At 70.2% G+C, this 22,188-nt stretch carries 20 protein-coding genes; 5 read left to right on the top strand and 15 right to left on the bottom strand.

Annotated elements, in window-relative coordinates; all coding sequences use genetic code 11:
• Positions 1–196 precede the first annotated feature (196 nt).
• The gene (locus DEIPI_RS0121005; protein ID WP_084474692.1) at positions 197–1,312 is read left to right on the top strand and encodes a family 43 glycosylhydrolase; all 1,116 of its coding nucleotides are present in this window, start codon (positions 197–199) and stop codon (positions 1,310–1,312) included.
• A 54-nt stretch (positions 1,313–1,366) separates the two neighbouring features.
• Here DEIPI_RS0121005 and DEIPI_RS0121000 read toward each other — a convergent pair whose 3' ends face one another.
• From DEIPI_RS0121000 to DEIPI_RS36935, 10 genes are all read right to left on the bottom strand, one after another.
• Positions 1,367–1,582: a hypothetical protein gene (locus DEIPI_RS0121000; RefSeq protein WP_027483069.1), complete on the bottom strand. Its 216-nt coding sequence runs from the start codon at positions 1,580–1,582 to the stop codon at positions 1,367–1,369.
• A 29-nt stretch (positions 1,583–1,611) separates the two neighbouring features.
• Complete coding sequence (locus tag DEIPI_RS33285; RefSeq protein WP_045234816.1) at positions 1,612–2,484, bottom strand: alpha/beta hydrolase; 873 nt, start codon at positions 2,482–2,484, stop codon at positions 1,612–1,614.
• Positions 2,481–4,058: a glycoside hydrolase family 3 C-terminal domain-containing protein gene (locus tag DEIPI_RS35905; RefSeq protein ID WP_245588615.1), complete on the bottom strand. Its 1,578-nt coding sequence runs from the start codon at positions 4,056–4,058 to the stop codon at positions 2,481–2,483. Before DEIPI_RS35905 ends, DEIPI_RS33285 begins: the two co-directional genes overlap by 4 nt.
• A gap of 40 nt (positions 4,059–4,098) precedes the next feature.
• The gene (locus tag DEIPI_RS35900; protein WP_052351887.1) at positions 4,099–5,100 is read right to left on the bottom strand and encodes a glycoside hydrolase family 3 protein; all 1,002 of its coding nucleotides are present in this window, start codon (positions 5,098–5,100) and stop codon (positions 4,099–4,101) included.
• Entirely contained in the window at positions 5,097–7,973 is a 2,877-nt protein-coding gene (locus DEIPI_RS33275) for a glycoside hydrolase family 78 protein (protein ID WP_045234815.1), read from the bottom strand. The genes DEIPI_RS35900 and DEIPI_RS33275 overlap by 4 nt, the downstream gene beginning before the upstream one ends.
• A gap of 82 nt (positions 7,974–8,055) precedes the next feature.
• Positions 8,056–8,943: a carbohydrate ABC transporter permease gene (locus DEIPI_RS0120980; RefSeq protein ID WP_027483068.1), complete on the bottom strand. Its 888-nt coding sequence runs from the start codon at positions 8,941–8,943 to the stop codon at positions 8,056–8,058.
• Positions 8,944–8,948: 5 nt separating this feature from the next.
• Positions 8,949–9,836: a carbohydrate ABC transporter permease gene (locus DEIPI_RS0120975; RefSeq protein ID WP_027483067.1), complete on the bottom strand. Its 888-nt coding sequence runs from the start codon at positions 9,834–9,836 to the stop codon at positions 8,949–8,951.
• A 52-nt stretch (positions 9,837–9,888) separates the two neighbouring features.
• Positions 9,889–11,148 carry an ABC transporter substrate-binding protein gene (locus tag DEIPI_RS33270; protein ID WP_052351886.1) on the bottom strand — a complete coding sequence of 420 codons (1,260 nt, stop codon included), beginning with the start codon at positions 11,146–11,148 and terminating at the stop codon, positions 9,889–9,891.
• Between the two features lie 105 nt (positions 11,149–11,253).
• Positions 11,254–12,267, bottom strand: a complete 1,014-nt coding sequence (locus tag DEIPI_RS0120965) for a LacI family DNA-binding transcriptional regulator (RefSeq protein ID WP_027483066.1) — start codon at positions 12,265–12,267, stop codon at positions 11,254–11,256.
• 545 nt (positions 12,268–12,812) lie between these two features.
• On the bottom strand, positions 12,813–12,980 hold the full coding sequence (locus tag DEIPI_RS36935; protein ID WP_084474689.1) for a PIG-L family deacetylase: 168 nt from the start codon (positions 12,978–12,980) through the stop codon (positions 12,813–12,815).
• 116 nt (positions 12,981–13,096) lie between these two features.
• Between DEIPI_RS36935 and DEIPI_RS0120950 the strand changes: the two genes are divergently transcribed.
• The 3 genes from DEIPI_RS0120950 to DEIPI_RS0120935 all read left to right on the top strand — a co-directional run bounded on the left by DEIPI_RS0120950 (position 13,097) and on the right by DEIPI_RS0120935 (position 15,797).
• Positions 13,097–13,729: a phosphotransferase-like protein gene (locus DEIPI_RS0120950; protein WP_027483064.1), complete on the top strand. Its 633-nt coding sequence runs from the start codon at positions 13,097–13,099 to the stop codon at positions 13,727–13,729.
• A gap of 935 nt (positions 13,730–14,664) precedes the next feature.
• Positions 14,665–15,528 carry a GNAT family N-acetyltransferase gene (locus tag DEIPI_RS35895; RefSeq protein ID WP_027483063.1) on the top strand — a complete coding sequence of 288 codons (864 nt, stop codon included), beginning with the start codon at positions 14,665–14,667 and terminating at the stop codon, positions 15,526–15,528.
• A 41-nt stretch (positions 15,529–15,569) separates the two neighbouring features.
• Positions 15,570–15,797: a hypothetical protein gene (locus tag DEIPI_RS0120935; protein WP_027483062.1), complete on the top strand. Its 228-nt coding sequence runs from the start codon at positions 15,570–15,572 to the stop codon at positions 15,795–15,797.
• A gap of 127 nt (positions 15,798–15,924) precedes the next feature.
• Here DEIPI_RS0120935 and DEIPI_RS40485 read toward each other — a convergent pair whose 3' ends face one another.
• From DEIPI_RS40485 to DEIPI_RS33260, 3 genes are all read right to left on the bottom strand, one after another.
• The gene (locus DEIPI_RS40485) at positions 15,925–16,095 is read right to left on the bottom strand and encodes a hypothetical protein (protein WP_169737176.1); all 171 of its coding nucleotides are present in this window, start codon (positions 16,093–16,095) and stop codon (positions 15,925–15,927) included.
• A gap of 407 nt (positions 16,096–16,502) precedes the next feature.
• On the bottom strand, positions 16,503–16,697 hold the full coding sequence (locus tag DEIPI_RS38220; RefSeq protein ID WP_157463857.1) for a hypothetical protein: 195 nt from the start codon (positions 16,695–16,697) through the stop codon (positions 16,503–16,505).
• Positions 16,698–16,705: 8 nt separating this feature from the next.
• The gene (locus tag DEIPI_RS33260; protein ID WP_052351885.1) at positions 16,706–17,584 is read right to left on the bottom strand and encodes a hypothetical protein; all 879 of its coding nucleotides are present in this window, start codon (positions 17,582–17,584) and stop codon (positions 16,706–16,708) included.
• Positions 17,585–18,044: 460 nt separating this feature from the next.
• On the opposite strand from DEIPI_RS33260, the gene DEIPI_RS0120910 reads away from it, so the two are divergent.
• A complete protein-coding gene (locus DEIPI_RS0120910) occupies positions 18,045–18,923 on the top strand; it encodes a hypothetical protein (RefSeq protein WP_027483061.1) in 879 nt (292 codons plus the stop codon).
• A 28-nt stretch (positions 18,924–18,951) separates the two neighbouring features.
• Here the strand turns inward: DEIPI_RS0120910 and DEIPI_RS0120905 are convergent, their stop codons facing one another.
• A complete protein-coding gene (locus DEIPI_RS0120905) occupies positions 18,952–19,260 on the bottom strand; it encodes a recombinase family protein (protein WP_045234814.1) in 309 nt (102 codons plus the stop codon).
• A 356-nt stretch (positions 19,261–19,616) separates the two neighbouring features.
• The coding region (locus DEIPI_RS35890) for a PAS domain-containing protein (protein ID WP_169737175.1) at positions 19,617–22,188 on the bottom strand (2,572 nt) is incomplete at its 5' end.

Here is a 22,188-nt window from a genome sequence, read left to right as displayed (position 1 = left end):
GCGCGCCGCGGAGCGTCCGACGTCACCGGGCGGGCAGCGGACCTGCCCGCCCGGAACGTCCGCACGAACGCACCGCCGCGCAGAAACCCACGACCAGATCACGAGGACGACGCCCGCCCCGCAGGCGCGCGCCGCGCGTCGTCGTGGCCGCCCGGAGCGTCCGCACGAACGCACCGCTGCCCAAGAAAGGACCACCATGACCACCGACAAGCTCGACGCCGCCCCAGCCCTGGACACGCCGACCCCGCCGGCGCGCCGCACCTCCATCACGCCCGGCCAGCCCTGGCTCGACACGAACGGCCAGCTCATCCAGGCGCACGGCGGGTCCATCCTGCACGAGGACGGCACCTTCTACTGGTACGGCGAGAACAAGGAACGCACCACCGGCGGCAGCGACGTCTGGCACTGGGGCGTGCGCTGCTACGCCTCCCGGGACCTGTACAACTGGGACGACCTCGGCGTGATCATCCCGCCGGACCTCGACGATCCCGCCTCCCCGCTGCATCCCACGCAGAAGATGGACCGCCCGCACATCATCTTCAACCCCCGCACCCGTCAGTACGTCTGCTGGCTCAAGGTGATGCAGCCGGACGACACGCAGAAGTCCAGCGTGCTCGTCGCGGACGCGCTGACCGGCCCGTACCGGTTGGTCCGCACCAACCTCAGCCCGCTCGGGATGAGCGCCGGCGACTTCGACCTCGTCGTCGATCCCAGCGACGGCAAGGGCTACTACATCTTCGAACGGGTGCACAGCGAACTGATCATCGCGGACCTCACCGACGACTTCACGAACGTCACCGGGCATTACAGCACGCACTTCCCGCAGCCCTACCCGCCCTTCGTCCGCGAGGCGCCCGCGTACTTCCGCCGTGGGCACCTGCACTACCTGTTCACGTCCGGCACCACCGGCTACTTCCCCAACCCATCCGAGGTGGCGGTCGCGCGGACCATCCACGGCCCGTGGACGGTGCTGGGCGACCCGCACCCGCACGACGAGAGCCGCACCTCGTACCGCTCGCAGATCTGCTCGGTCTTCAAGCACCCCGGCAAGCAGGACCTGTACATCGCCCTCGCGGACCGCTGGCTCGGCGACCGCGACGTCGACGCACGCAAGGCCGCGAAGATGTTCGAGACGGCCTTCGCCAGCGGCCGCCCGTCCGACTTCTTCCGGCAGTACGAGCAGGACGACCCGGAGGTGTTCGCCGCGCCGGACACGTCCCGCGCGGGGTACGTGTGGCTGCCCGTCCGCTTCGACGGGGAGATGGCGTACCTCGACTGGCACGACGAGTGGCGCGTCGAGGACTACGACTGATCCTCAGGGGAGGACGGTGTTCGACCCGCGGGCCGAACACCGTCCTTTGTCGAGTCAGCGTGCCCGACGACGTGGTGGCGCGGGCGCCTCGAGCGAGGGTGAGAACAGCAGCGCCGCGAGCGGCTTGGACGCGCAGCCCTCGCCTGCCTCGACGGGCGCGTCGAGGACGATGTACTCGTCGAGGAACCTCGGCTTGATCGTCGCCGTGGGCCCAGGCGGGTACAGCTCGGCGAGCAGCTCACGCAGTCGTTCGGAGGAAAAGGGTTCCATGCGGCTAGACCTCCTGCCTCCTCCGGGTGTCAGGGAACGGGCGTGCCCAGCAGGTTCTGGGCGCGCAGCCACTCGTGGAAGCGGTCGATCCAGTGGTCGCTCGGCAGGTCCTGCCGGCGCATCCCGAAGCCGTGCCCGCCCCGGGCGTACACGTGCAGCTCCACCGATCGACCCTCGCGGCGCCACGCCTCGTACAAGGCGAGGTTCGGCCCGACCACCCGTTCGGCGAGGTCGTCGTCGTCCGCGTACGCGAGGAACAGCGGCGGCGCGTCCGGCGGGGCGGTGACGTCGTCCCACATCGCGCCGTAGATCGGCGCGATGAAGTCCGGCCGGGGACCGCCGCCCCGCAGGGTCACGCGGACCGTCACGAACCCACCCGCGGAGAAGCCCAGCAGTCCCACCCGGCCGGGCGTGACGCGCCACTCGCGGACGTGTTCGCGGACGAGGTCCAGGGCGCGCTGCGCGTCGGCGAGCACGTGCGGCTCGTGCGCGTGCGTGACGGCCCGCATGCCCGCCTCGTCCTTGAGGCGCTCGCGGAACAGCGTCTCGTACTCGTCGTCGAGGTCGCTGGTCACAATGGTGCGGTACTTCAGCACGAACGCCGCGACGCCCCGCCCGGCGAGCCAGCGCGCCACGTCGTACCCTTCGTGCTCGACGGCGAGCGTGTGCAGTCCACCGCCCGGGAGGACGACCACCGCCGTGCCCGTCGCGACGCGCGCGTCCGGCAGGAAGCCCGTCAGGGTCGGCTGAGTCACGTTGCGCACCTGCCGGAACGCGAAGGCCGCCTCGGGCGGTGTGGTGAACCACCGCTCCGTCCGGGCGTCCGCGAGGGTGGTCGGCGCGCCCTCGGGCCACAGGGGCAGCTCGAACGCGGCCTGCGCGGGCAGGACCGTGACCGTCACGCCAGACTCCTCTCGGACCGCGTGAGCGCGTCGGGGACGTGCAGGACGGCGCGCAGCGCGAGGTCCGTCGACGACGCGCCGACCAGCACCTCGTACACGCCGGGAAGGACGTCCCAGCGGCCCGACTCGACGTTCCAGCGGGCGAACGGCCGCTCGGGCGCACCAGGGTCGAGGGTGACCTCCACGCGTCGCCGTTCGCCCGCCGCGAGGGGCACGCGCGACCAGCCCGCCAGCCGCCTCGTCTCGCCCGGACGGCGCAGGTACACCTGCGCGACCTCGACGCCGGCGCGCCCGCCGGTGTTCGTCACGTCGAACGCGACCGTGACGGACGCGCCCGCGGTCGGCTCGTCCGGGGTGACCGAGAGGTCCGCGAGAGCGAAGGTCGTGAAGCTCAACCCGAACCCGAAGGGGAAGCGCGGTGTGAGGCCGAGCGCCTCGTAACCGCGGTACCCGACGTTCACGCCTTCGACGTAGTGGACCTCGCCGTGCTGGCCGGGGTACTGTTCGCGTCGCGTCAGGGGCGTGTGCCGGTCCCCCTGGGGGAAACTGAGCGGCAACTTGCCCGAGGGGTTCACGTCGCCGAGCAGGACGTCCACGACCGCGCGGCCTTGCGCCTGCCCCGCGTACCACGCCTCCAGCACCGCGCCGACCCGTTCATCCCAGGAGGTCGTCTCGACCGGGCCGCCGCTCATCAGCACCACGACCGTGCGGGGGTTCGCGTCGGCCACCGCGCGGATCAGTCCTGCCTGGTCGTGGGGCAACGCGAGCGTCGCGCGGTCCATCGCCTCGCTCTCGAAGGTCCGCGCGACGACCACCGCGACGTCCGCCTCCCGAGCGGCCCGCGCGGCCTCCACCACCGCGGGCGTGAGCGTCCCGGCCGGCGGACGCCAGCCGAACCGGACCTGCGCGCCGTACAGGAAGTACTGCTCGGGCGCGTCCGCGGCGTACTCCACGCTGAGCTGGACGGTCTGCCCGGCCTCGAGGGTGCGTGCAGCCTCGACCACCCGCGCGCCCGTCCCGTCCCACGCGTGACTGGTCGTCGTCGCTTCGGGTCGGACGCCGGACGCGTCGAGCAAGGTTTCCCCGTCGAGCCGCACCCGGCCCGAACCGACGACGGTGAGGGTGAAGACGTACTCACCCGTGGCGGGCGCGGTGAGCGTGCCCGACCAGCGGGCGGAGAGACGCACCCCGAGCTCGGGGGGAAGCGCGGCCCGCTTGGGCGTGGCGCCCTGGAAGTCGGGGAAGTCGAAGAAGCCCCGGTTGAGCTCCACTGTCGGGTCGACGCGGGTGAGTGCGGGTTCCCCCTCGAAGGCGGGGTTCGGCCAGTACCGCGCGAGGAAGCCGCGTGCGTCTTGTCCCCCGGCGTCGGGCGTGACGACGTCCGAGGGAACGGGCGGCGATCCCGGCAGCAACGAGCCCGGACCGATCGGGTCCGTGCCGGGCGTGAAGGTCACGTCGACGGTCGGGCCCAGCCGTTCGCGCAGCGTGTCCAGCACACTGGTGGGCCGCAGGGGCCGGACGAAGGCGCTGCCGCCGCCGGCGGTGGACGCGTCGTCGGCGTTCACGCCGATCACCGCGACGCGCCGCAAGGCCCCGGGACGCAGGGGCAGCAGGTCAAGGTCGTTGCGGAGCAGCCACCACCGCCTGCCGCGCCACGTTCAGCGCGACCGCGTCGTGCGCGTCCTCGTCGAGCGTGTCGAGCCGGACCTGGGGGGCGCGCAGGCCGAGCCCGACGGTGGGTCGCAGGACGCGCCGCACCATCTCGTCCAGGGTGGCCTCGCTCACCTCGCCCGCGGCGACGGCGCCGCGCAGGGCGTCACCCCAGCGGGGCGCGAACGTCAATTCCCAGTCGAGTCCGGCGTTGGCGCTCGCGCTCGTGGCGTGGTTCGCGCCGAAGTCGCTGATCACCCACCCGCGGAACCCGAGGTCGCCGCGCAGGACGTCCGTGAGGAGCCGACGGTCCTCACAGAGGTGCACGCCGTCCGCCTTGTTGTACGACGCCATCACCGACGCGGCGTGCCCCTCGCGGATGGCCGCCTCGAAGGGCGGGAGGTACACCTCGCGCAGCGCCCGCTCGCCCGCGAGGACATTGATGCTGTTGCGCGCGTGCTCCTGGTTGTTGAGGATGAAGTGCTTGAGGCTCGCCTGCACCCCGTGCCGTTGGAGGGCGAGCACTTCCGGCACGACGAGGCGAACGTGCAGCAGCGGCTCCTCCCCGAACGACTCGAAGGTCCGGCCGCCCCACGGGGAGCGCGCGACGTCCACGGCGGGGCCGAGCAGCACGTTGTGCCCCGTCGCGGCCGCTTCCGCGCCGAGCACGTCCCCGTACGCGCCCGCGAGGTCGGGGTTCCAGGTGGCGGCCAGCGCGATCGGCGCGGGCAGCGCGGTGGCCTTGCCCGCGCCGGGGGCGCCCCCGGCGCGGCGGATTCCGGCGGGACCGTCCGCGAGGTGGTACAGGGGCAGGTCCGCGACCGGCGGGACGGTGTCGGCGCGTTCCTGGATGAGTTGACCGCTGACGAGCCTGACCTTGTCGTCAAGGGTGAGGCGGCCGAGGAGGACCTCGACGCGGGCGTCCACGTCGGGCGCGTCGGGCCAGGGCGTGCGGGGGCCGGTCATGGGTTCTCCTGGAGGGCGTCGAGGGCGTCCTGGAGCTTGACGAGCAGCTCCTCGCGGTGCGGGAAGCCCCACAGGGCCCGCCGGATGGTGGCGTCGTCGGTGCTGCTCGCGAGGGCGCTCTTGAAGCCGCCGAGGTGGTCGGGCGAGTGCGCTCCGACGATGCGGGTGACGGCGGTCCACACGTCCGGCTGCCGCACGACCGTGTCGAAGTCGCTGTCGAGCGTCACGACCGGTCGGGGCGCGTTCGCCTGCGTCCACGGGAGCGTCCAGCGGTGCTCGCCTGAGCCGACGCTGACGGACTCGGACACGCCGGGCAGGACGACCCGCGCGGTGGTGCTGGGTGGGACCACGACCTTGAGCTCAAGCTGACCGTCCGTGACGCGCCACGCGCTTTCCGCCGCGCCGTACGGGGTGACGTGCCGCGCGCGGGCGAAGCTGAGCCCCCCGCCCGGTCGGGGTTCGACGTGCAGGCTCCGGTAGCCGGGCTCGGCAGGCGCGAGGCCGGCGACGGTGCGGTGCAGCCAGTCCGCGACCGCGCCGAGGGCGTAGTGGTTGAAGCTGGTCATCTCGCCCGGGTTGATGCTGCCGTCGGGCAGCATGCTGTCCCAGCGTTCCCACACGGTCGTGGCGCCCATCGTGACGGGGTACAGCCACGACGGGCACTCACGCTGCATCAGCAGCAGGTACGCCGCGTCGAGTTCCCCGACGTGGGTGAGGGCGTCGCAGATCAGCGGGGTGCCCGCGAAGCCCGTGCCGATGTGGTAGCCGTTCTCGCGGACCAGTTCACGCAGCCTTCTCGCGGCGCGGTCGCGTTGCGACTCTTCGGGCAGCAGCGCGAACTCCAGCGCGAGGGCGTACGCGGTGCTGGAGTCGCTCAGCACCCGGCCGCTGGGCGTGACGTACTCGCGCGCGAAGGCCGCGCGGACCTCCCCGGCGAGCCGCCGGTACGTCTCGGCGTCCTCGCTCCGGCCGAGCAGCTGCGCGGTACGCGCGAGGATCTCGGCGCTGCGGGCGAAGTACGCCGTGGCGACCACGCCGGGCAGGGTACGGCCCGCGCCGGGGTTGGTGGGGGGCGCGGCGGGGTCGAGCCAGTCGCCGAACTGGAAGTCCCGGTCCCACAGCAGCGTCTCGCCCGCGCGGCCGCGGACGTACTCCACCCAGGCTTTCATGCTGGGGTACTGCCGCTCCAGGACGCGGGGGTCGCCGTACCGCCCGTACAGCACCCACGGCACGATGGTGGCGGCGTCGCCCCACGCGGCGGCGGGCAGGGTGGAGGCGAGCACCTGCGGTACCACCGCGGGGACCGCGCCGCTCGCCTCCTGGTCGGCGGCGAGGTCCGCGAGCCACGACGACAGGAAGCCCGAGACGTCGTACAGGAAGCTCGCGGTCGGGGAGAAGACCTGAATGTCGCCGGTCCAGCCGAGGCGTTCGTCACGCTGCGGGCAGTCGGTGGGCACGTCGAGGAAGTTGCCGCGCATGCCCCACACGACGTTCTCGTGGAGTTGGTTGACGAGAACGTCGCTGCACTCGAACCACCCTCGGCGTTCCAGGTCGCTGTGCACCACGATCGCGACGAGGTCGTCCTCTTTGAGCTCGCCGGGCCAGCCCTCCACCTCGCAGTAACGGAAGCCATGGAAGGTGAAGCGCGGCTCCCAGACTTCCACGCCTTCGCCCTTGAGGGTGTAGTGGTCGGTCGCCGCGGCGAAGCGCAGGGGGCGGGTGCCGAGCTCGCCGTGTTCGAGCACCTCCGCGTGCCGCAGCGTCACCGTGCGGCCCGCCTCGCCCTGCACGGTGAAGCGGACCCAGCCGACGAGGTTCTGCCCGAAGTCCACCAGCGTCCTCCCGGAGGGGGAGGTGAAGATCCGGACGGGACGCAGTTCCTGCACGCGCCGCACCGGGGGTCCTTCGGGCGCGACGAGGGTGGCGAGGTCACGTTCGACGCGCCGCACGGCGCTCCAAGCCTGGTCGTCGAAACCCGCCTCGCTCCAGCCGTCCGGATGGAGGCGCGCGTCGTACGTCTCGCCGTCGTACAGGTCCGCGGCGAGGATCGCGCCGGTGTCGGCGCGCCACGACTCGTCCGTGACGACGCGTTCGACGGTGCCGTCCTCGTAGGTGAGTTCGAGTTGCGCGAGCAGCGCGAGCCGGTCGCCGTAGAGGTTGCGGCGGCCACCGCCGAAGCCGAGCCGCCCGCGGTACCAGCCGTCGCCGAGGATCGCGCCGAGGGCGTTGCGGCCCTCGTGGACGAGGTCGGTGACGTCGTAGGTCTGGTAGCGCAGCCGGGTGTGGTAGCTGGTCCAGCCGGGCGCGAGGACGTGATCGCCGACGCGGGTGCCGTTGAGGTGCGCTTCGTACACGCCCTGCGCGGTGACGTACAGCCGCGCCCGTGTCAGACCTCCGCGCGCGTCGAACTCGCGGCGCAGCAGCGGCGTGGGTTGCGGCGCGCTGAGGTCCTCGTCGGACGCGGGCGAGACGAAGGCGGCGGTCCAGTCCTGGGGCGTGAGGAGGCCCGTCTCGATCGTGAGGGGCTCACTCCACTCGGAGGCGTGGTCGTCCTGACCCCACACGCGGACGCGGACGTGGACCCGCTCGCGGGATCCGAGGGGACGGAAGGGCCACGGGACGAACACGGACTCGCCCGTCTCGACGCGGTCGGTCGCGCCGAGCAGCGTGCCCGCGTCGTCGGTGACCTCGACCGCGAAGGCGCGCTGCCGCCAGTCCGGGGTGGTCGTCTCGACGCGCCAGCTGAGCCGCGGGGCGGCGTCACCGGTGCCGAGCGCGCCGCGGGTGTGTTCGGCACGGACGTCGAGGACGCGGAGGAAGGAGGTCGTGGGCGTGCCGGAGGAGGTCGTGCCGGTGGGGTTGGTGACGGTCATGCGGTCTCCACTTCGAGAAGCTGGGGTGGCGTGGGGGCGTCGGGACCGAGGCGTCCGGGGTCCCGCCCCGGGGTGGGCGGGGTCAGCCCTTGACGGCGCCGGCGGCCATGCCCTTCATGACGAGCTGGTTGAGCAGCAGGTACACCAGCACGGTCGGGGCGACGGCGAGGGAGATGCTCGCGAAGGTCGGGCCCCACTCGCGCTGCCCGTACTGTCCGGTGAAGGCCAGCAGCCCCGACTGGACGGTGCGCATGTCCGGGTTCTGGATGAAGGTGAGGCTGACGAGCAGGTCGTTCCACATGAAGAAGAACTGCACCAGCGCGACGGTGACGATGGCGTTCGTGACCATCGGCAGGGCGATGCGGAAGAACACCTGGTAGATGCTGGCGCCGTCGACGATGGCGGCCTCGATGATCTCGCGGGCGAAGGTCTTGAAGTACCCGACGAGGAAGAACACCACGAGTGGCAGGCCGAAGACGGTGTACGTGAGGATCAGGGCGAGGCGCGTGTCGAGCAGGTGCACCTTGAAGTACATCGTGAACAGCGGCAGGATCACGACCTGGATGGGCACCATGATGCCCGCGAGGAACAGCAGCGACGCGACGTTGCGGAGCTTCCAGCGCATGATCTCGATGCCGAACGCGGCCATGGTGCCGAGGATGATCACGAGCGCGAGCGCCGGGAGAACGGACGTGACGCTGTTGACGAAGTACTTGCTCATGTTGCCTTCGGTCCAGGCGCGGGCGTAGTTGTTCCACTCCATCGCCTGCGGCAACGCCCACATGGGGTTCGCGGTGAACTCGCCCTGACCCTTGAGGCTGGAGAGGAAGATCCACACGACCGGGTAGACGGAGACGAACACGACGAGCAGCACCAGCAGCGTGACGGGCAGCCGGGCGAGCCACGCGAGCGGGGAGGGTCGTTGGGCGGTCCTGGCGGTGGGGACGGCGGGGGTGGTGGAGCGTTGCATGCGGGTCACCGGCTTTCCGCGCGTCGGGCGCGCCAGAAGATCAGCAGCGTGACGATCAGGCACTGCACGGCGAGGGTGAGGGCGAGGGTGCTGCCGTAGCCGTACTCGCCGTACGTGAACGACGTCTTGTACATGTACAGGGTCAGCGGCGTGGTGGCCGTGCCGGGTCCGCCGTTGGTGAGCGCGACGATGCTGTCGAAGACCTTGAGGGTGCCGTTGAGGCTGAAGATCAAGGACGCGACCGTGATGGGCGCGAGGAGCGGCAGCACCACGAAGCGCGCGAGTGTCCAGCCTTGCGCGCCGTCGAGGCGGGCGGCCTCGATGGTCTCCTCGGGGATGTCGACGAGGCCGGTGTACAGCAGGATGGCGTAGAAGCCCATCGCCTTCCAGATGTCCATCGTGCCGATCACCCAGAAGGCGCTGGCGCCGCTGCCGAGGAAGGCCTGGACGTACTGGTCGAGGCCGACGCCGTGGAGGAAGCTGTTGACGAGGCCGTACTGCGGGGCGATCGCGAAGAGCTTGGCGAACATCTGCGCGACCGCGACGGTCGGGAGGACCACCGGGAGGAACACCAGGGTGCGGACGAGGACGCTGCTGCGCTTGAGGTAGAAGGCGTAGAGCAGCGCGAGGAGGAGTCCGAGGATGACCTGACCGGCAGACACGAACAGCGCGTACTTCGTGCCGAACCACAGGGCCTTGAGGAAGGTGGGGTCGTCGAAGAGCCGCTGGTAGTTGGTGAGGCCCACGAACTTGAAGCCCGCGATGGGTGAGCCTTCGTAGACGGTGTACCCGAGCGACCAGATGATCGGCACGAGCAGCACGAGGGTGTAGAGCAGCAGCGCGGGCCCGACGAAGATCAGGATGGCGCGCCAGTCACGAAGTGTTCTTTCCATGGTCCCTCCGAACGCGTCGCGGCCCTCCCCCGTGGGAGGGCCGCCCCGTGGGTTACTTCAGCGCGGCCTGGAGCTGCTGGAGGTACTCCTGCGGGCTGAGGTCGCCCGTGACGAGCGGCTGCACGTTGTCCGTGGCGATGGTGGTGGCCTTGGGGCTGAAGTACGCCTCGAACCACAGGTAGGGGTTCTTCACGCCGCTGATCTTCTTCTGCACCATCGCGGTGAGCGCGGGGACGTTCTTGGGCTGCTGGGTGACCTTGAAGCCGGTGATGAGGCCCTGGTCGGCGAAGGCCTTGTTGCCGAAGTTGCCGAACACGTACTTCATCCAGTCCTGGAGGGCGGCGTCGTTCTGCTTGCTGCTGACGGACGCGACGAGGCCGGTGTTGACGCTCCAGTCGTTCGCGGTGCCCTTGCCGCCCTTGACGGTGGGGAAGTTGAAGAAGCCGATGTTGTTCGCGCCGATCTTGTTCTGCTTGGCGTCGTTGAAGTTCCCGAGCGCCCAGCTGCCCATGTAGAACATCGCGGCCTTGCCCTGGAGGAAGGTGTTCATGGCGGTGTCGTAGTCGATGGTGCTGACGCCCTGCCCGAAGTAGCCTTTCTTGCCGAGGTCCGCGACGGCGGTGACCGCCTCGACGAAGCCGGGGTCGGTGACCTTGAGGGTGCCTGCGCGCACGCGGTCCATGGCGTCCGCGCCGTACTTGCGCGCGACGTACCCGCCGATGAGGCGCGTCAGCGGCCACTTCTGGTCACCGGACGCGGCGAAGGGCTGGACGCCCTTCTGCTGGAGCTTCGCGGCGGCGGCGGTGAGTTCGTCCCAGGTGCGGGGTTCCCTGATGCCGTTGTCGGCGAGGATCTTCTTGTTGTACCAGAAGCCTTCGATGTTCATTTCGAGGGGCAGCGCGACGAGCTTGCCGCCGCCCAGCTTCTTCTGGAGGGTGACGGCGGCGGGGTTGAGCTTGTCGAGGAGACCGAGCTTCTTGAAGGTCGCTTCGAGGTCGACGACCTGGCCCTTCTGCTGGAGTTGCGCGAGCAGGCTGGGCTGGTCGATGGCGAACAGCGCGGGGAGGTTGTTGCTGGCGGCGAACAGCTGGAGTTGCTGGGCGAGGCCGGTCTGCGCGACGTTCTGGTACTTGACGCTGACGTTCTTGTGCTGCTGGCTGTAGGCGCGGGAGAGGTCGAGGATGGTCTTGGTGTAGCCCTGGGTTTCGAGCTGGGGGGTGAGGTAGGTGATGGTCTTGCTGCCCTGGGCGTGGGCGGTGGTGACGGTCGTGGCGGCGGTGAGGAGGGCGAGGGTGGTGCGGGTGAGGCGCATGGTGGGCTCCTTGGGGTGAGCGGCGAAGGGCCAATGTCAACGTTGTGATTCGGGGACGAGCAATGTGGGACGGCCAAGCGACCTCCGACCGGAGCAGACCGCAGTTCAGCCGGAGTCGCGGACGACGAGGTGGGTGGGCAGCGTGACCCGCGGCGCGACCTCCGCGGCGGGGTGTTCGAGCCGGTCGATGATCAGTTCGGCGGAGCGGCGGCCGAGCAGGGTCAGCGGGTGGTGCACGGTGGTGAGCGGCGGGTCGACGTACCGGGCGACCTCCAGGTCGTCGAACCCGACGATGGCGAGGTCCTCGGGGACGCGCAGGCCGCGCGCGCGGGCTTCGCGGAGCACGCCGATCGCCATGCGGTCGGAGGCCGCGACGATCGCGTCGGGCTGAGCGGTCATGAGTTGACCGAACACGGCGCGGGCACCGTCGAAGGAGAAGTCCGCGCCGACGACGAGCGCCGGGTCGTGCGTGAGCCCGCAGGTAAAAAGGCCGTCGTGGTAGCCGCCGTAGCGTTCGGTGTTGTGGTACGCGTCGAGGTCGCGGGGCCCGCCGACGAAGCCGATGCGGCGGCGTCCGCGGGCGTGCAGGTGCTTCACGGCGTCGCGGATGCCGGAGCGGTAGTCGACGCAGACGACGGGGACGTCCTCGGGCATGTCGGGCTGGTCGATCACGACGATGGGGGCGTGCGTGAAGGGCGTGAGGGCGGCGGCGTTGTTCGCGAAGGGGATGAAGATGCCGCCGTCGAAGTGCCCCTGGGCGAGCCCGCGGGCGTAGGCGCCCAGGTCGGCGTTGGTGAAGTTGGTGAGGCTGAGGGTGTAGCCCTGACGCTCGGCGACCTCGGTCATGGCGGCGACGATGACGGCGACGGCCGGGTCGGCGAGGTTGCCGTAGGCGGGCGTGTCGTCGGCGCCGTACGCGACGAGGGCGATGGAGTAGGCCTGTCCGGTGCGCATGGCGCGGGCGGCGCGGTGCGGTTGGTAGTCGAGCGCCTTGACGGCGCGCATGACGGCGTCGCGGGTGCGGTCGCTGACCTTCTCGCCGCCGTTGAGGACGTAGGAGACGGTCTTGAAGCTGACCCCGGCGTGGGAGGCCACGTCCTTGATGGTGGCGCGCCTCATTGGTCCACCTCCTTGCTTCCTGAGGAGTTAACATGCTGCTGTTAGAATGTAAACGTTGTGATCACTATAGACTTCCGAGGAAGAGGTGTCAAGACCGAGGGAAAAGGAGGCGTCTGGAACCCAGAGCACCGGGTTGAGCGAGCGAGCGGTGGTTCGAACCGGACGCTCCCGCCCCCGCTGTTCTCGCGGAATCCCGATCATACCCCACACTGATGCGGTAGAATCTGTACAATCCATGTTAGATTCAATGTGAGGACCCAATCTCCACGCCCGCCGAAGGAGACCGCCTGCCCCAGCCCTACCCGGAACAGGACGAACTCATCACCAGCATCGGCGAGGCCGGTCACCGCGTCGCCAGCATGGACGCCAGCGAAGGCGGCGCCGGGAACATCGGCGTCTGCCTCGGCTGCCCCGTGGAGGTCCGTCGCCGCTTCCATCAGTACCTCCGGGAGACGAGCCAGGACGATCCCGTCGTACGCGACTTTGACCGTGGCACGATGATCGGGGTGGGGCGTGAACGTGCTGATTTCCGCAACGTCGCGCGCCTAGCCTTCGCTCATGCCTTCGACCTCGTCAAGGGGGACGCCGCTGAACTTGCTCGACATCTCCCCGTGGGTGGTCCAGACGATGAGGACGTCGTCGCCGCGTCGGGCGTGTTTGGCGAGGGTGGCGGCGCGGCCGCACTCGTCGTCGGGATGACTGAAGACCGCCATGAGTCCCCTGCCCGCGGCGTACAGACCCTCGGAGAGGGAACGAACCGCATCGTCGCGCGGACGTGCTCTCCGCGAGGTGTACGCTGACCTCACGCACGCACAATCAGGGAGGAAGCATGACGCGAGGGAAGTTGATCATCCTCAACGGCACCACCAGCGCCGGGAAGAGCAGCGCGCAGCAGGCCCTGACGGCCCTCGCGGACGAACCGTGGCTGGCCGCCGGGGTGGATCACTTCTGGCGCTTCATCTTCGGAAAATACAACGGGCTCGACACGCCCGCCGATCAGGGCTTCCACTGGATCGGGCGGTTCGACGGGGACACGCTGCTCGTGGAGGACATCCACACCGGCGACGTCGGCTTCCGCTTCTTCACGGGCATGCACCACGCGATCCGCGCGTTCCTCGACGCCGGCTTCCATGTGGTCGCGGATCACTGCCTGTGGGATCAGCGGCTGGTGCAGGAGGTCGCGAAGGTCTTCGGCGGATACGATGCGTGGCTGGTGCACCTGAACCCGCCATTGGAGGTGTCCGAGCGCTGGGAGCGAGAGCGGACGGACAAGAAGATCCTCGGGATGTCCCGCGCGGTGCAGCGCGGCATCGACACCACGCGGGTCACGTACGACCTGACGCTCGACACGTCCACCATGACCCCAAGGGAAGCGGCGGAGGCGCTGCTCGCGCTCGTCGCGCAAGGTCAGCCACGTGCGCTCGCCGAGCTCCGCGCGCAGGTGAACTTCATGCGCCGCTGAGTGCTGGAGGACGCCCACAGACACGTTCAGGGCACGGCGCATCTGTGCAGCGACCCGTTCCGCACGGCAGAGTACGTCGTCAACCTCATCATGCCGCCCGACGTGCGGGGACGTGGGTTCGTGGGTTCGGCACGGCGCTCCTCGCCCACGTGGACGACACCGCGCGCCCAGGGTGCCCGTTCGCTGGAAAGGAACGTGCGGGGCACGAACCCGGCGTCACGTGCGTGGGCTGAACGGCGCGGGTACGCACCGCGCTCTCTCCGCTTCGAGTCCTCGCTGGACCTCACGACCTTCGATGAGGCCGCGCACGAGGCCCGCGGAGTGCCGCCGCACGGGCCGGGATCGTCTTCAAAGACATGCGCGCCCCGGGAGAGGACGAGGCGAACTGGACGCGGTTGTACGACTTCGACGCGGACCGTGTGGCGGAAACACCGGACTTCGCGGGACTGCCGCGCATGCCGGCAGCGCAGTCGGGCGGCCCTGCGAGCCTCGTCGATCGTCCGTCCGGAATGGACCGTGCTGGCCACACGTGGTGAGGCGTGGCCGGGCTTCGCCGTGATCGCGCCGCACCCGCTGGGCGCGCTCGATCCCTTCACGGCCGTGACGCCGGAGGCGCGCGGGAAGGGACTGGCGCGCTCGAGGTGGAGACGATCCGCCGGGCACGTGAGGTGAGCTTCACGAGGATACTCACGTTCGACCTCGACGTGAACGCGCCGATGCTGTCGGTGAATCGTCGACCGGGCCTCGAGCGGCGTCCTGGTCCGCGGGCGACGCGGCGCGTGCTGGTCTGACCTGAGGGCAGCTCTTCTCGTCCGCGGGGCGCACCTGGGGTATGCTCAGGGCACCCCTCCCACGTTCGAACGCGTCCACCTCAACGCCTGTCGCGGCTGGACGACGGACCAGGCCACCGCCCCTCGAAGCGCCGGAGGAACCGCATGACCACAGCTCGAACCCAGCTCGACACCGCCGCTGCCCTCCTGGACGTTCACGCGGCCGCCGAACGGCGCGACGCCTTCAACGAGGACATGCTCGACCGTTATCGGATGCTTCCCGAGGACCTCCGGGAGCGCGCGGGCATCGAACGCGTGCCGTTCAGCGGGGGTGTGCTGCACCTCATGCGGGCCATGCCCGTCCCGACGTTCAACCCGGTGCGCGGTCTCGGCCTCGACCGGCCCGCCACGGACGCGGACGTCGAGGCGCTCCTCGAGGTCGTGGAGGCGTCGCGAGCGCAGGGATGGGGGCTGGTCGTGGATCCCCGGACCCGTCCGGTCGACCTGCCCGACCTGCTGGCAACGTACGGTCTCGGTGAAGCGTTCCGGCTCCTCGTGCTGTACGCCTCCGCGTCCACGGCGCGGGCCGCGCTGAAGGCGTACGGAGAGGACGGGCCGACGACGGCGGACCTGACCCGGGAGCATCGGTCCGGGGCGGTCGCGGTGCTCGCGGAGGCGTTCGGGATGCCGGACCACGCGGCGGAACTCTTCCCGCAGTTCATGACGGCGCTGGACTGGAAGGGATACGTCGTGGAGGAGGAGGACGGGCTGGGAAGCGCCGGGCTCCTGACGGTGCTGGGCGACATGGCGCTGCTCCACACCACGGCGACACGGCCACGGAGTCGCGGGCGGGGCGGGCAGACCGCGTTGATTGCGCGCAGGTTCCGTGAGGGCCTGCGGGTGGGCTGCGAGCACTTCTTCGTGGACGTCGCCGCCGGTGAGGGGAACGCGAGTCGACGCAACCTGGAGCGAATGGGATTCCGAGCGGCGTTCGAGGTGACGTACTACACGAGGCCGAACGAGACCTGACGACCCATACGGCGGGACGGCTCGCCCGCGCGCACCCAAACGTGCGCGGCCAAGAGGCGCTGCACTTCCCCAGGCCCGTCGTGGACCTCCGCGTCGGCCTCACCGACGAGCACGTCTGGACGGCGGTCAGCGCGGCGGGTGGGCACCGCCGCGCGGTGCACGTGGACTTCATGGTAAGCAGCGGTGAGGTGGACGAGGTCGGCGACCTGCCCGGCGGGTCAGTGGAGCCCCTGATGCGCTCGGGTGAGTGTACCTGCGGCGTGGGGTGAGGCTGGGAGCGAGCCGACGGTCGCGGGGCGGTCACTCGGAGTGGATGAGCGCTCCCTCCTCGCGCTCCTGCCCGAGGAGGGAGCGCGGACTACGGTGTGGCGTCCGCGGCGTCGCGTTTCGGCCTTCCTAACCCGTCGTGGCGTACACGACGTTCTCGAAGACGGGCATGAAACCAGTCCGCTCCAGGTTCCGACGGCTGGCGTTGTCCGCTCCTGCCGTGACGCTGACGAAGAAGTGCTCGCAGCCACGCTGAAGACCGTGCTGGAGTCTGCATACTGCGCCCGCGGCGGTCTTCACGTGTGGCGGTCGTGTTGAGCATCGCCACGGCGCCCTCGATCGCCGTGAACGCCAGGCTGGTGATGGACCCGTCGAGGTCGTCACGGATCACGAACCCGGGCATGTCGAGGTGCGTCGCCTGAGCGTGCAGGAGTCCCGCCATGACGTCGGCCATGCCGAACTGCGTGGCGACGAACGTCGTCACCTCGGTCAGGTCCGCCTCGAGCGGGGCGCTGGTCGCGGACGGCTTCTGGGATGCCCGTCCGGGGCAGGGAACGCAGCTTCGGCTCTGGCTCGCGCGACCCGAGACGCTCGCCCGGCTCGAAGCGAGGCGTCGACGAACGCGAGGACGAGGACCTCGTGGAGGTCTACGGGTGGGCGGTGGCGGCCCTGCGGGTCGTGCCCGGCGGAGCGTAGGACGCTGGCGTTCAGTCGTCCTCGACGGTGTCGCCCTCCACACGGTACACCCACTCGATGTCGTCCAGCCGCGAGACGACGGATTCCATGAATCCGCCGCTCCTGAAGGAGGGCGGTCCGGAGACGCGCAGCCGCCCACCGCCCGGCTCGCCCACCGCGCTCAGCGGTCGGGCCCGGCGACGACCCGGGAACACGTCCGATGCCATCCTCCCCGTCACGCGGTCACTTCGGTGCCGCGCAGGCCAAGGTGCAGGTCCAGCAGCTCCCGCCCCGCACGCGCCCGCGTCCACGCGGTCAGGAACGCCCGCGCGTCCTCCTGCGTGCGAGCGGCGATGCCGAGCTGCGCCGTCTCCTCGATGGGAAGGTCCTCGAAGGCGGGCGCGCTGCCCTCACTCACCTCGCGCGGAAGGTGCCGGATGGTCGCCGTCCAGTTCTGCGCGCGCACCCCGTGCGTCTCGCTGAGCTCGACCAGGTCCGCGAAGTCCTCGCCTTCCTCGACTCGGACGTCCGCGTGGAAGGTGCCGTAGGGGCTCTGCACGAGCAGTTCCAGCTCGTCGAACACCGGGACGGCCTCCCCATCCAGCACCCGCTCCCCGGTGGGGACGCCGTCGTGCAGTACCACGTCCCCGTACCGTCGGTTCGAGGGGGGCAGGGGCACGCTGACGATCCGGGCGCGGGCCGGGTCGAGCCGCATCGTCCACACGACCTCCGCGCGCCCCTCAGGGTCGAGACGGATGGGGGTCAGCCCGATGTTCATGTCGGGCGCGCCGCTCCCTTCGGGCAGGTCAATGCCGTACGCGGTCCACGCGCGGCGCGCTTCGCCCCAGTCTCCCCGGGCGGTGGCGGCGATGCCCATGTTCCACCACGCGGGTTCGTACTCGGGGTGGAGCTTCCCAGCGGCGGCGTTCGCGCGCTGTGAGGCGTGCCAGCGCGCCTGACGTTTGTAGACGAGACCGAGGTGGTACCAGCTGCCGGGCCAGTCGGGCAGCGCCCACGCGGTGACGCGGGCCCACAGTTCGGCCTGAGGGTGACGGTAGGCGTCGAGGTGACGGCCGGTGAGGCGGCTGAGCATCAGGGGAGACCACGCGGGCATGACGTTCAGTGTAGTGAAGGCGGCGTCCGCGCGCGGCGCGATCCTGCGTCATGATGGGCGACGAGGCGCCCTCGGCGCCCCTTCACCCTCGGCGCCCACGTCCACATCCGGAGTGTGGCCAGCACCAGCGTCATGCTGTGTGCCGCCTTGAACGCCATGATGACCTTGCGGCTCCTTCCGCCCGCCCAACCAGACGCCTCAGCACGATCAGCGCAAGCACGAACCGGATGTGGTCCGGCTCGATGACCGACAGGCCCGGCCCGACGGTCGCGATGGGCGAGCTTCACCGGGTTCACGCGCGTCCCTGGTAACCGGCACGTGGACCCTCACGAACTTCGCCTGCTCACCGGCGGCACCGTCAGGCGCCCCAGGCGCCCCGGGCGCGCGGTGGTACGTGCCAACCCGACAGACTGTCCCACCCCAACAGTAGCGGTCCACGTGAACGCGTACACTGCACCACATGCCCGACGACACCCACGACGCCGCCGAGCGCCGCTCCTACAGCACCGCCCGCGAGCACGTCGGCGCCGCGGGCTTCGCTCAACGGGACGCGCTCGAACGGCTCATCAGCGCCGGACGCGAGCAGATCCTGTTCACCGCGTCCCTCCGCGAGGTTCTCACCACCACCCTCGCTCAGCTGCACGCCCTGCCCCTCGCGAACCTCCACGAAGCCGCCGGACCTCACGTGACCGCGTTGGAGCACATCGCGCAGTCCTCACGCGTGCAACTCGACATCTCCAACCGTCTGCGCGTCACCATCCAGGACGCCCTGACCGAGGTGCGCGGTACCCCCATCGAGCAGATCAGCGCGCAACTGCTGACCGACCTCGCTCAGCTCACGCACCAACAGGCCGCTGACCTTCAGGCGTTGATCGCCCTGGCCCTCAACGAAGCCAGCACCGTCGGGCACATCACCACCCTCCGGCAACTCAGCGACAACGCGAAAACGCAGCTTCTCGGTGAACAGCCCCAACGGTCCGAGCGGCAGCTTCATCAACTCGATCAGATCGGTCAGGACGTGATGAACCGCCTTCGCGTGCTGGAAGAGGAAGGCGCCGCGCACGCGGAGCAGAAGGCGGCGCTGGAACGAGAAGCCACGGCGGCGCAGACGCACATCGCCGCCATGCAGGAGAACGCGGAACGTCAGGACGAGGACATCGCGCGGATGGAACGGGAGAACGAGATCCTGCGGGCGCACACGGCGGCACTGGAGGCAGCGGCTCTGGAGACTCAGGAGAAGATCGCGCGTCTCCGCCAGGACCTCGAACGACAACTTCAGGTGAACGAAGCCGGGACGCGACGCCACGAAACGTCCGAGGACGCACTCCCCGGGCACTGAGGAGGGCGGCCGCGGCAAGCTCACGGCGTTACCCGGCGGTCTCCTCGTCCCCCTCGTGCACGGGCAGGACACGGACGGAGGCGCCCCTGTCCTGAATACGCCGCAGGAGGATCGCCATCTGGGACGGTTGGTCCTCACTCAACCGCGTCGGGTCCACCAGCGTGACCTCGTCGCCGGGTTCCAGTCCGAGAATCATGCGGTGCATCACGGGACGTTGCAGGTGCTCGCCTCCACTCAACTCTAGGAACAACGCCTCGCAGCCACTTTCGATCAACCTGCGGGTCTGCTCCATGGGCACTTCGGCAGGACCGTTGGTGCGGACGTATCCGATCTTCATCCCTCACTGTGGACCGCGCGTCCCGGCGTGAAGGTGAGCCTTGGCGCCTTGTCCTCTCCTCGGGCCCTCGGAGCCACCACAGGTCGTGACGCGTCCGGAGGTGAATCGACAGACGCCCACCCCACCGGCGCCCATGCTGGCCCACATGACCACCTTCGACGATCCCCCGAGCATCGAGGACATCGAGGCCGCCGTCGTCCGCCCTCAACGACCCACCGACTGGCGTCATGGCGAGTGCGGCACAAACCCAACCGGACGTTCACTTGCAGCGCCCGACACCTGCCCCGAAGGGCTCCCCACGGAGCGAAGGAAACGCCGAGCGGGAGGACTCGTGAGTGTGACGCTGCACGAACGGCTCACCGCTCCTGGGGAACGACGACGCGCACCAGCGTTCCCACACCCGCCTCGCTGATGACTCGGCACGTTGCGCCCACCATCTCCGCACGCTCGCGCATCGACGTCTGACCCAGCCGACCCTCCGGTACCTGGAGAACGTCAAAGCCGACCCCATCGTCGTGCACTTCGAGAGTCACGGCGTCCTGCGTGACCTTGAGGCGTAAGTCCACGGAGGACGCCGACGCGTGCTTGACGACGTTGTGCGTCGCTTCCTGCGCGACGCGCAACAGCGCCACCTTGACGTCGAACGGCAAGGCGGGCTCCTCGCCCAGGTCGAGCGTCACCTCCAGCCCGTGCCGGGCGTGAAGCGCGCTCGCGAGCTTCGCGAGGGCCATGCTGAGCCCTTCCTGCTCCAGCGATTCGGGTCGCAGTTCGAAGATCAGCGCGCGCATCTCCGCGAGGCCCGCCTCCGCGAGGCTGAGCATGTACCGCACGGACGCTTCGACCTGGTCGGGCGCGCGTTCGAGCTGACGCAGCGTCGTGCGTCCGCCCAGCGCGATGCCGTAGAGCGCCTGGCTGACGCTGTCGTGCAGGTCCCGCGCGAGCTTCTGCCGTTCCGCGAGCGCGGCGCGGTCGCTGGCGCTCGCGAACAGCCTTGCGTTCTCGGCGACGACGGCTGCCTGCCCGGCGATCCCCACGAGCAGATGCACACGCGCCGCATCCACCTCACCTTCGGATCCGAAGCACGTCACGAGCCACCCGAGACGCTCGCCGCCCCGCGTGAGCGGAACCTGCACCACGGCTGGCCAACTGGCCGTCCGTTTGACACGAGCCGCCTCGTCGGCTCGCTCGACCGCGCCCGCGACGGGCAGGACGACGGTGAGGTCAGCGTCGTCGGGCAGGCCGTGACGTCCGACCGCGCCCACGTCGGTGGCGGTCGCGTCGAGGCTCACCACGGCCGCGTCCGCTCCGGCGGCGGCGGCGACGTTGCTCGCCAGCCGGTCGAGGGTCCGTGCGCGGCTCGTGGCGTAGGTGAAGTCACGCGTGACGGACAGCACCCCCTCGAGATCCCGGGTGCGTGCGTCGACACGCTCCTCGAGCAACCGGAGCGCCTCGACGCGTTCGGTGACGTCGGACGTCGAACCGGACAGCCGCGTCGCACGTCCCGAGACGTCCCGGAGCGTCGCGGCGCGCGTCAGAATCCAGCGGTACGAGCCGTCGCTGTGTTTCAGTCGAGCCTCGTATTCGAGCAGGTCTCCTGGACCTTCGAGGTGGGTGCGCAGCAGCGTGGAGACGCGCGCTCGGTCGTCGGGGTGCAGCAGGGCCGTCCAGGTGTCGAGGTGGTCGGGCAGCTCCCCGGTTCGGTAGCCCAGCATGGCCTTCCAGCGAGCGGAGAGGTACACGTCGCCCGTGGCGACCTTCCAGTCCCACAAGCCATCGTTGGAGCCGCGCACGGCGAGCTCGTAGCGCTCCTCACCGATCCGCAGGGCTTCCCGTCCGCTCTTCAGGGCGTCGAGCATGCCGTTGAAGGAACGCGCGAGCACCCGGAACTCCTCGCTCGACTCGGGCAGCAGGCGCTCGTCGAGCTGCCCGCCCTTCACGATGTGTGCCAGGCGAGTCAGCCGGGCGATGGGCGCCAGGATCGTGACGCGCGCGAGCCGCTCCACGACGAGCAGCGTCAACGCGACACTCGCGAGCAGGACCAGCAGCGTCGAGTTCAGCGTCCGTGAGGAGCCCCGGGCGATGGTCCCGGCAACCTCGGCGTACTGCGCGGTGATCTCGTCACGTGGCGCGAACGTGAGCAGCGTCCAGCCGAGCGTGGGAAGCCGGGCGTGCGCGACGAGGAAGGGCGCGCCGTGAGCGTCTGCGGAGTCGAGACCGTCGGACCGCTCGCGGACAGGGACGCGCAGCGCGTGCAGCGCGGACGACGGGTCGTCCAGCAAGTTCAGCGTGAGGACACCCCGGGCTCCGCGTGGCGCCGGGCGTCCCAGCAGCGTGACGAGCGCACGGTCGGGCGCGGCGACGACGTGTCCCTGCGTGTCGAGCAGCACCGCGAACCCGCCCGGGGTGGGCTTGAGGTCTCGCAGACGCTCCGCCAACCGCGTGAGGGAGACGTCGGCCGCGACGATCCCACGGAATTCGCCATGCAGGTACGCGGGTGTGCTGGCCGTCACCAGCAGCCCGTGACCGGCATCGTCGAGGTACGGTGACGTCCAGACCGTCCGTCCGGACGGCGTCCTCGTGGGGAGCGCCCGGGTGAAGATCGGCTGCTGGGTGAAGTCGACGTCGGCGGGCAGGATGCGGTGCAGTCCGATCGGCGGCGCGTACCGCACCACGCCACTCCCGCTCAGGAAGTACAGCGCGGCGGTGTCCGGACTTTCCGCGAGGCTGGCGGGCAGCACGGCGTCCAGCGTCCGCGAGTCGTTCACGTCACGTCGCGCTCGCGCGTCGAACGGTGTGCCGCGTCCGATCCAGACGTCCGTCCGGCGCTCGGGGGCGGCATCGAACCGCGCGCCGCGCGAGGTGCGCGTGAGTCGGAGCGTGACGGGCGCTTCCAGAGGAGGCAGGGCCGCCCAGGCGGCCGCGACGACG

The organism is Deinococcus pimensis DSM 21231 (assembly GCF_000519345.1).
Classification (GTDB): Bacteria; Deinococcota; Deinococci; order Deinococcales; family Deinococcaceae; genus Deinococcus_A; species Deinococcus_A pimensis.
The sequence above is the reverse complement of the archived record's forward strand: the minus strand, read 5'-3'. Positions and strand labels throughout refer to the sequence as shown.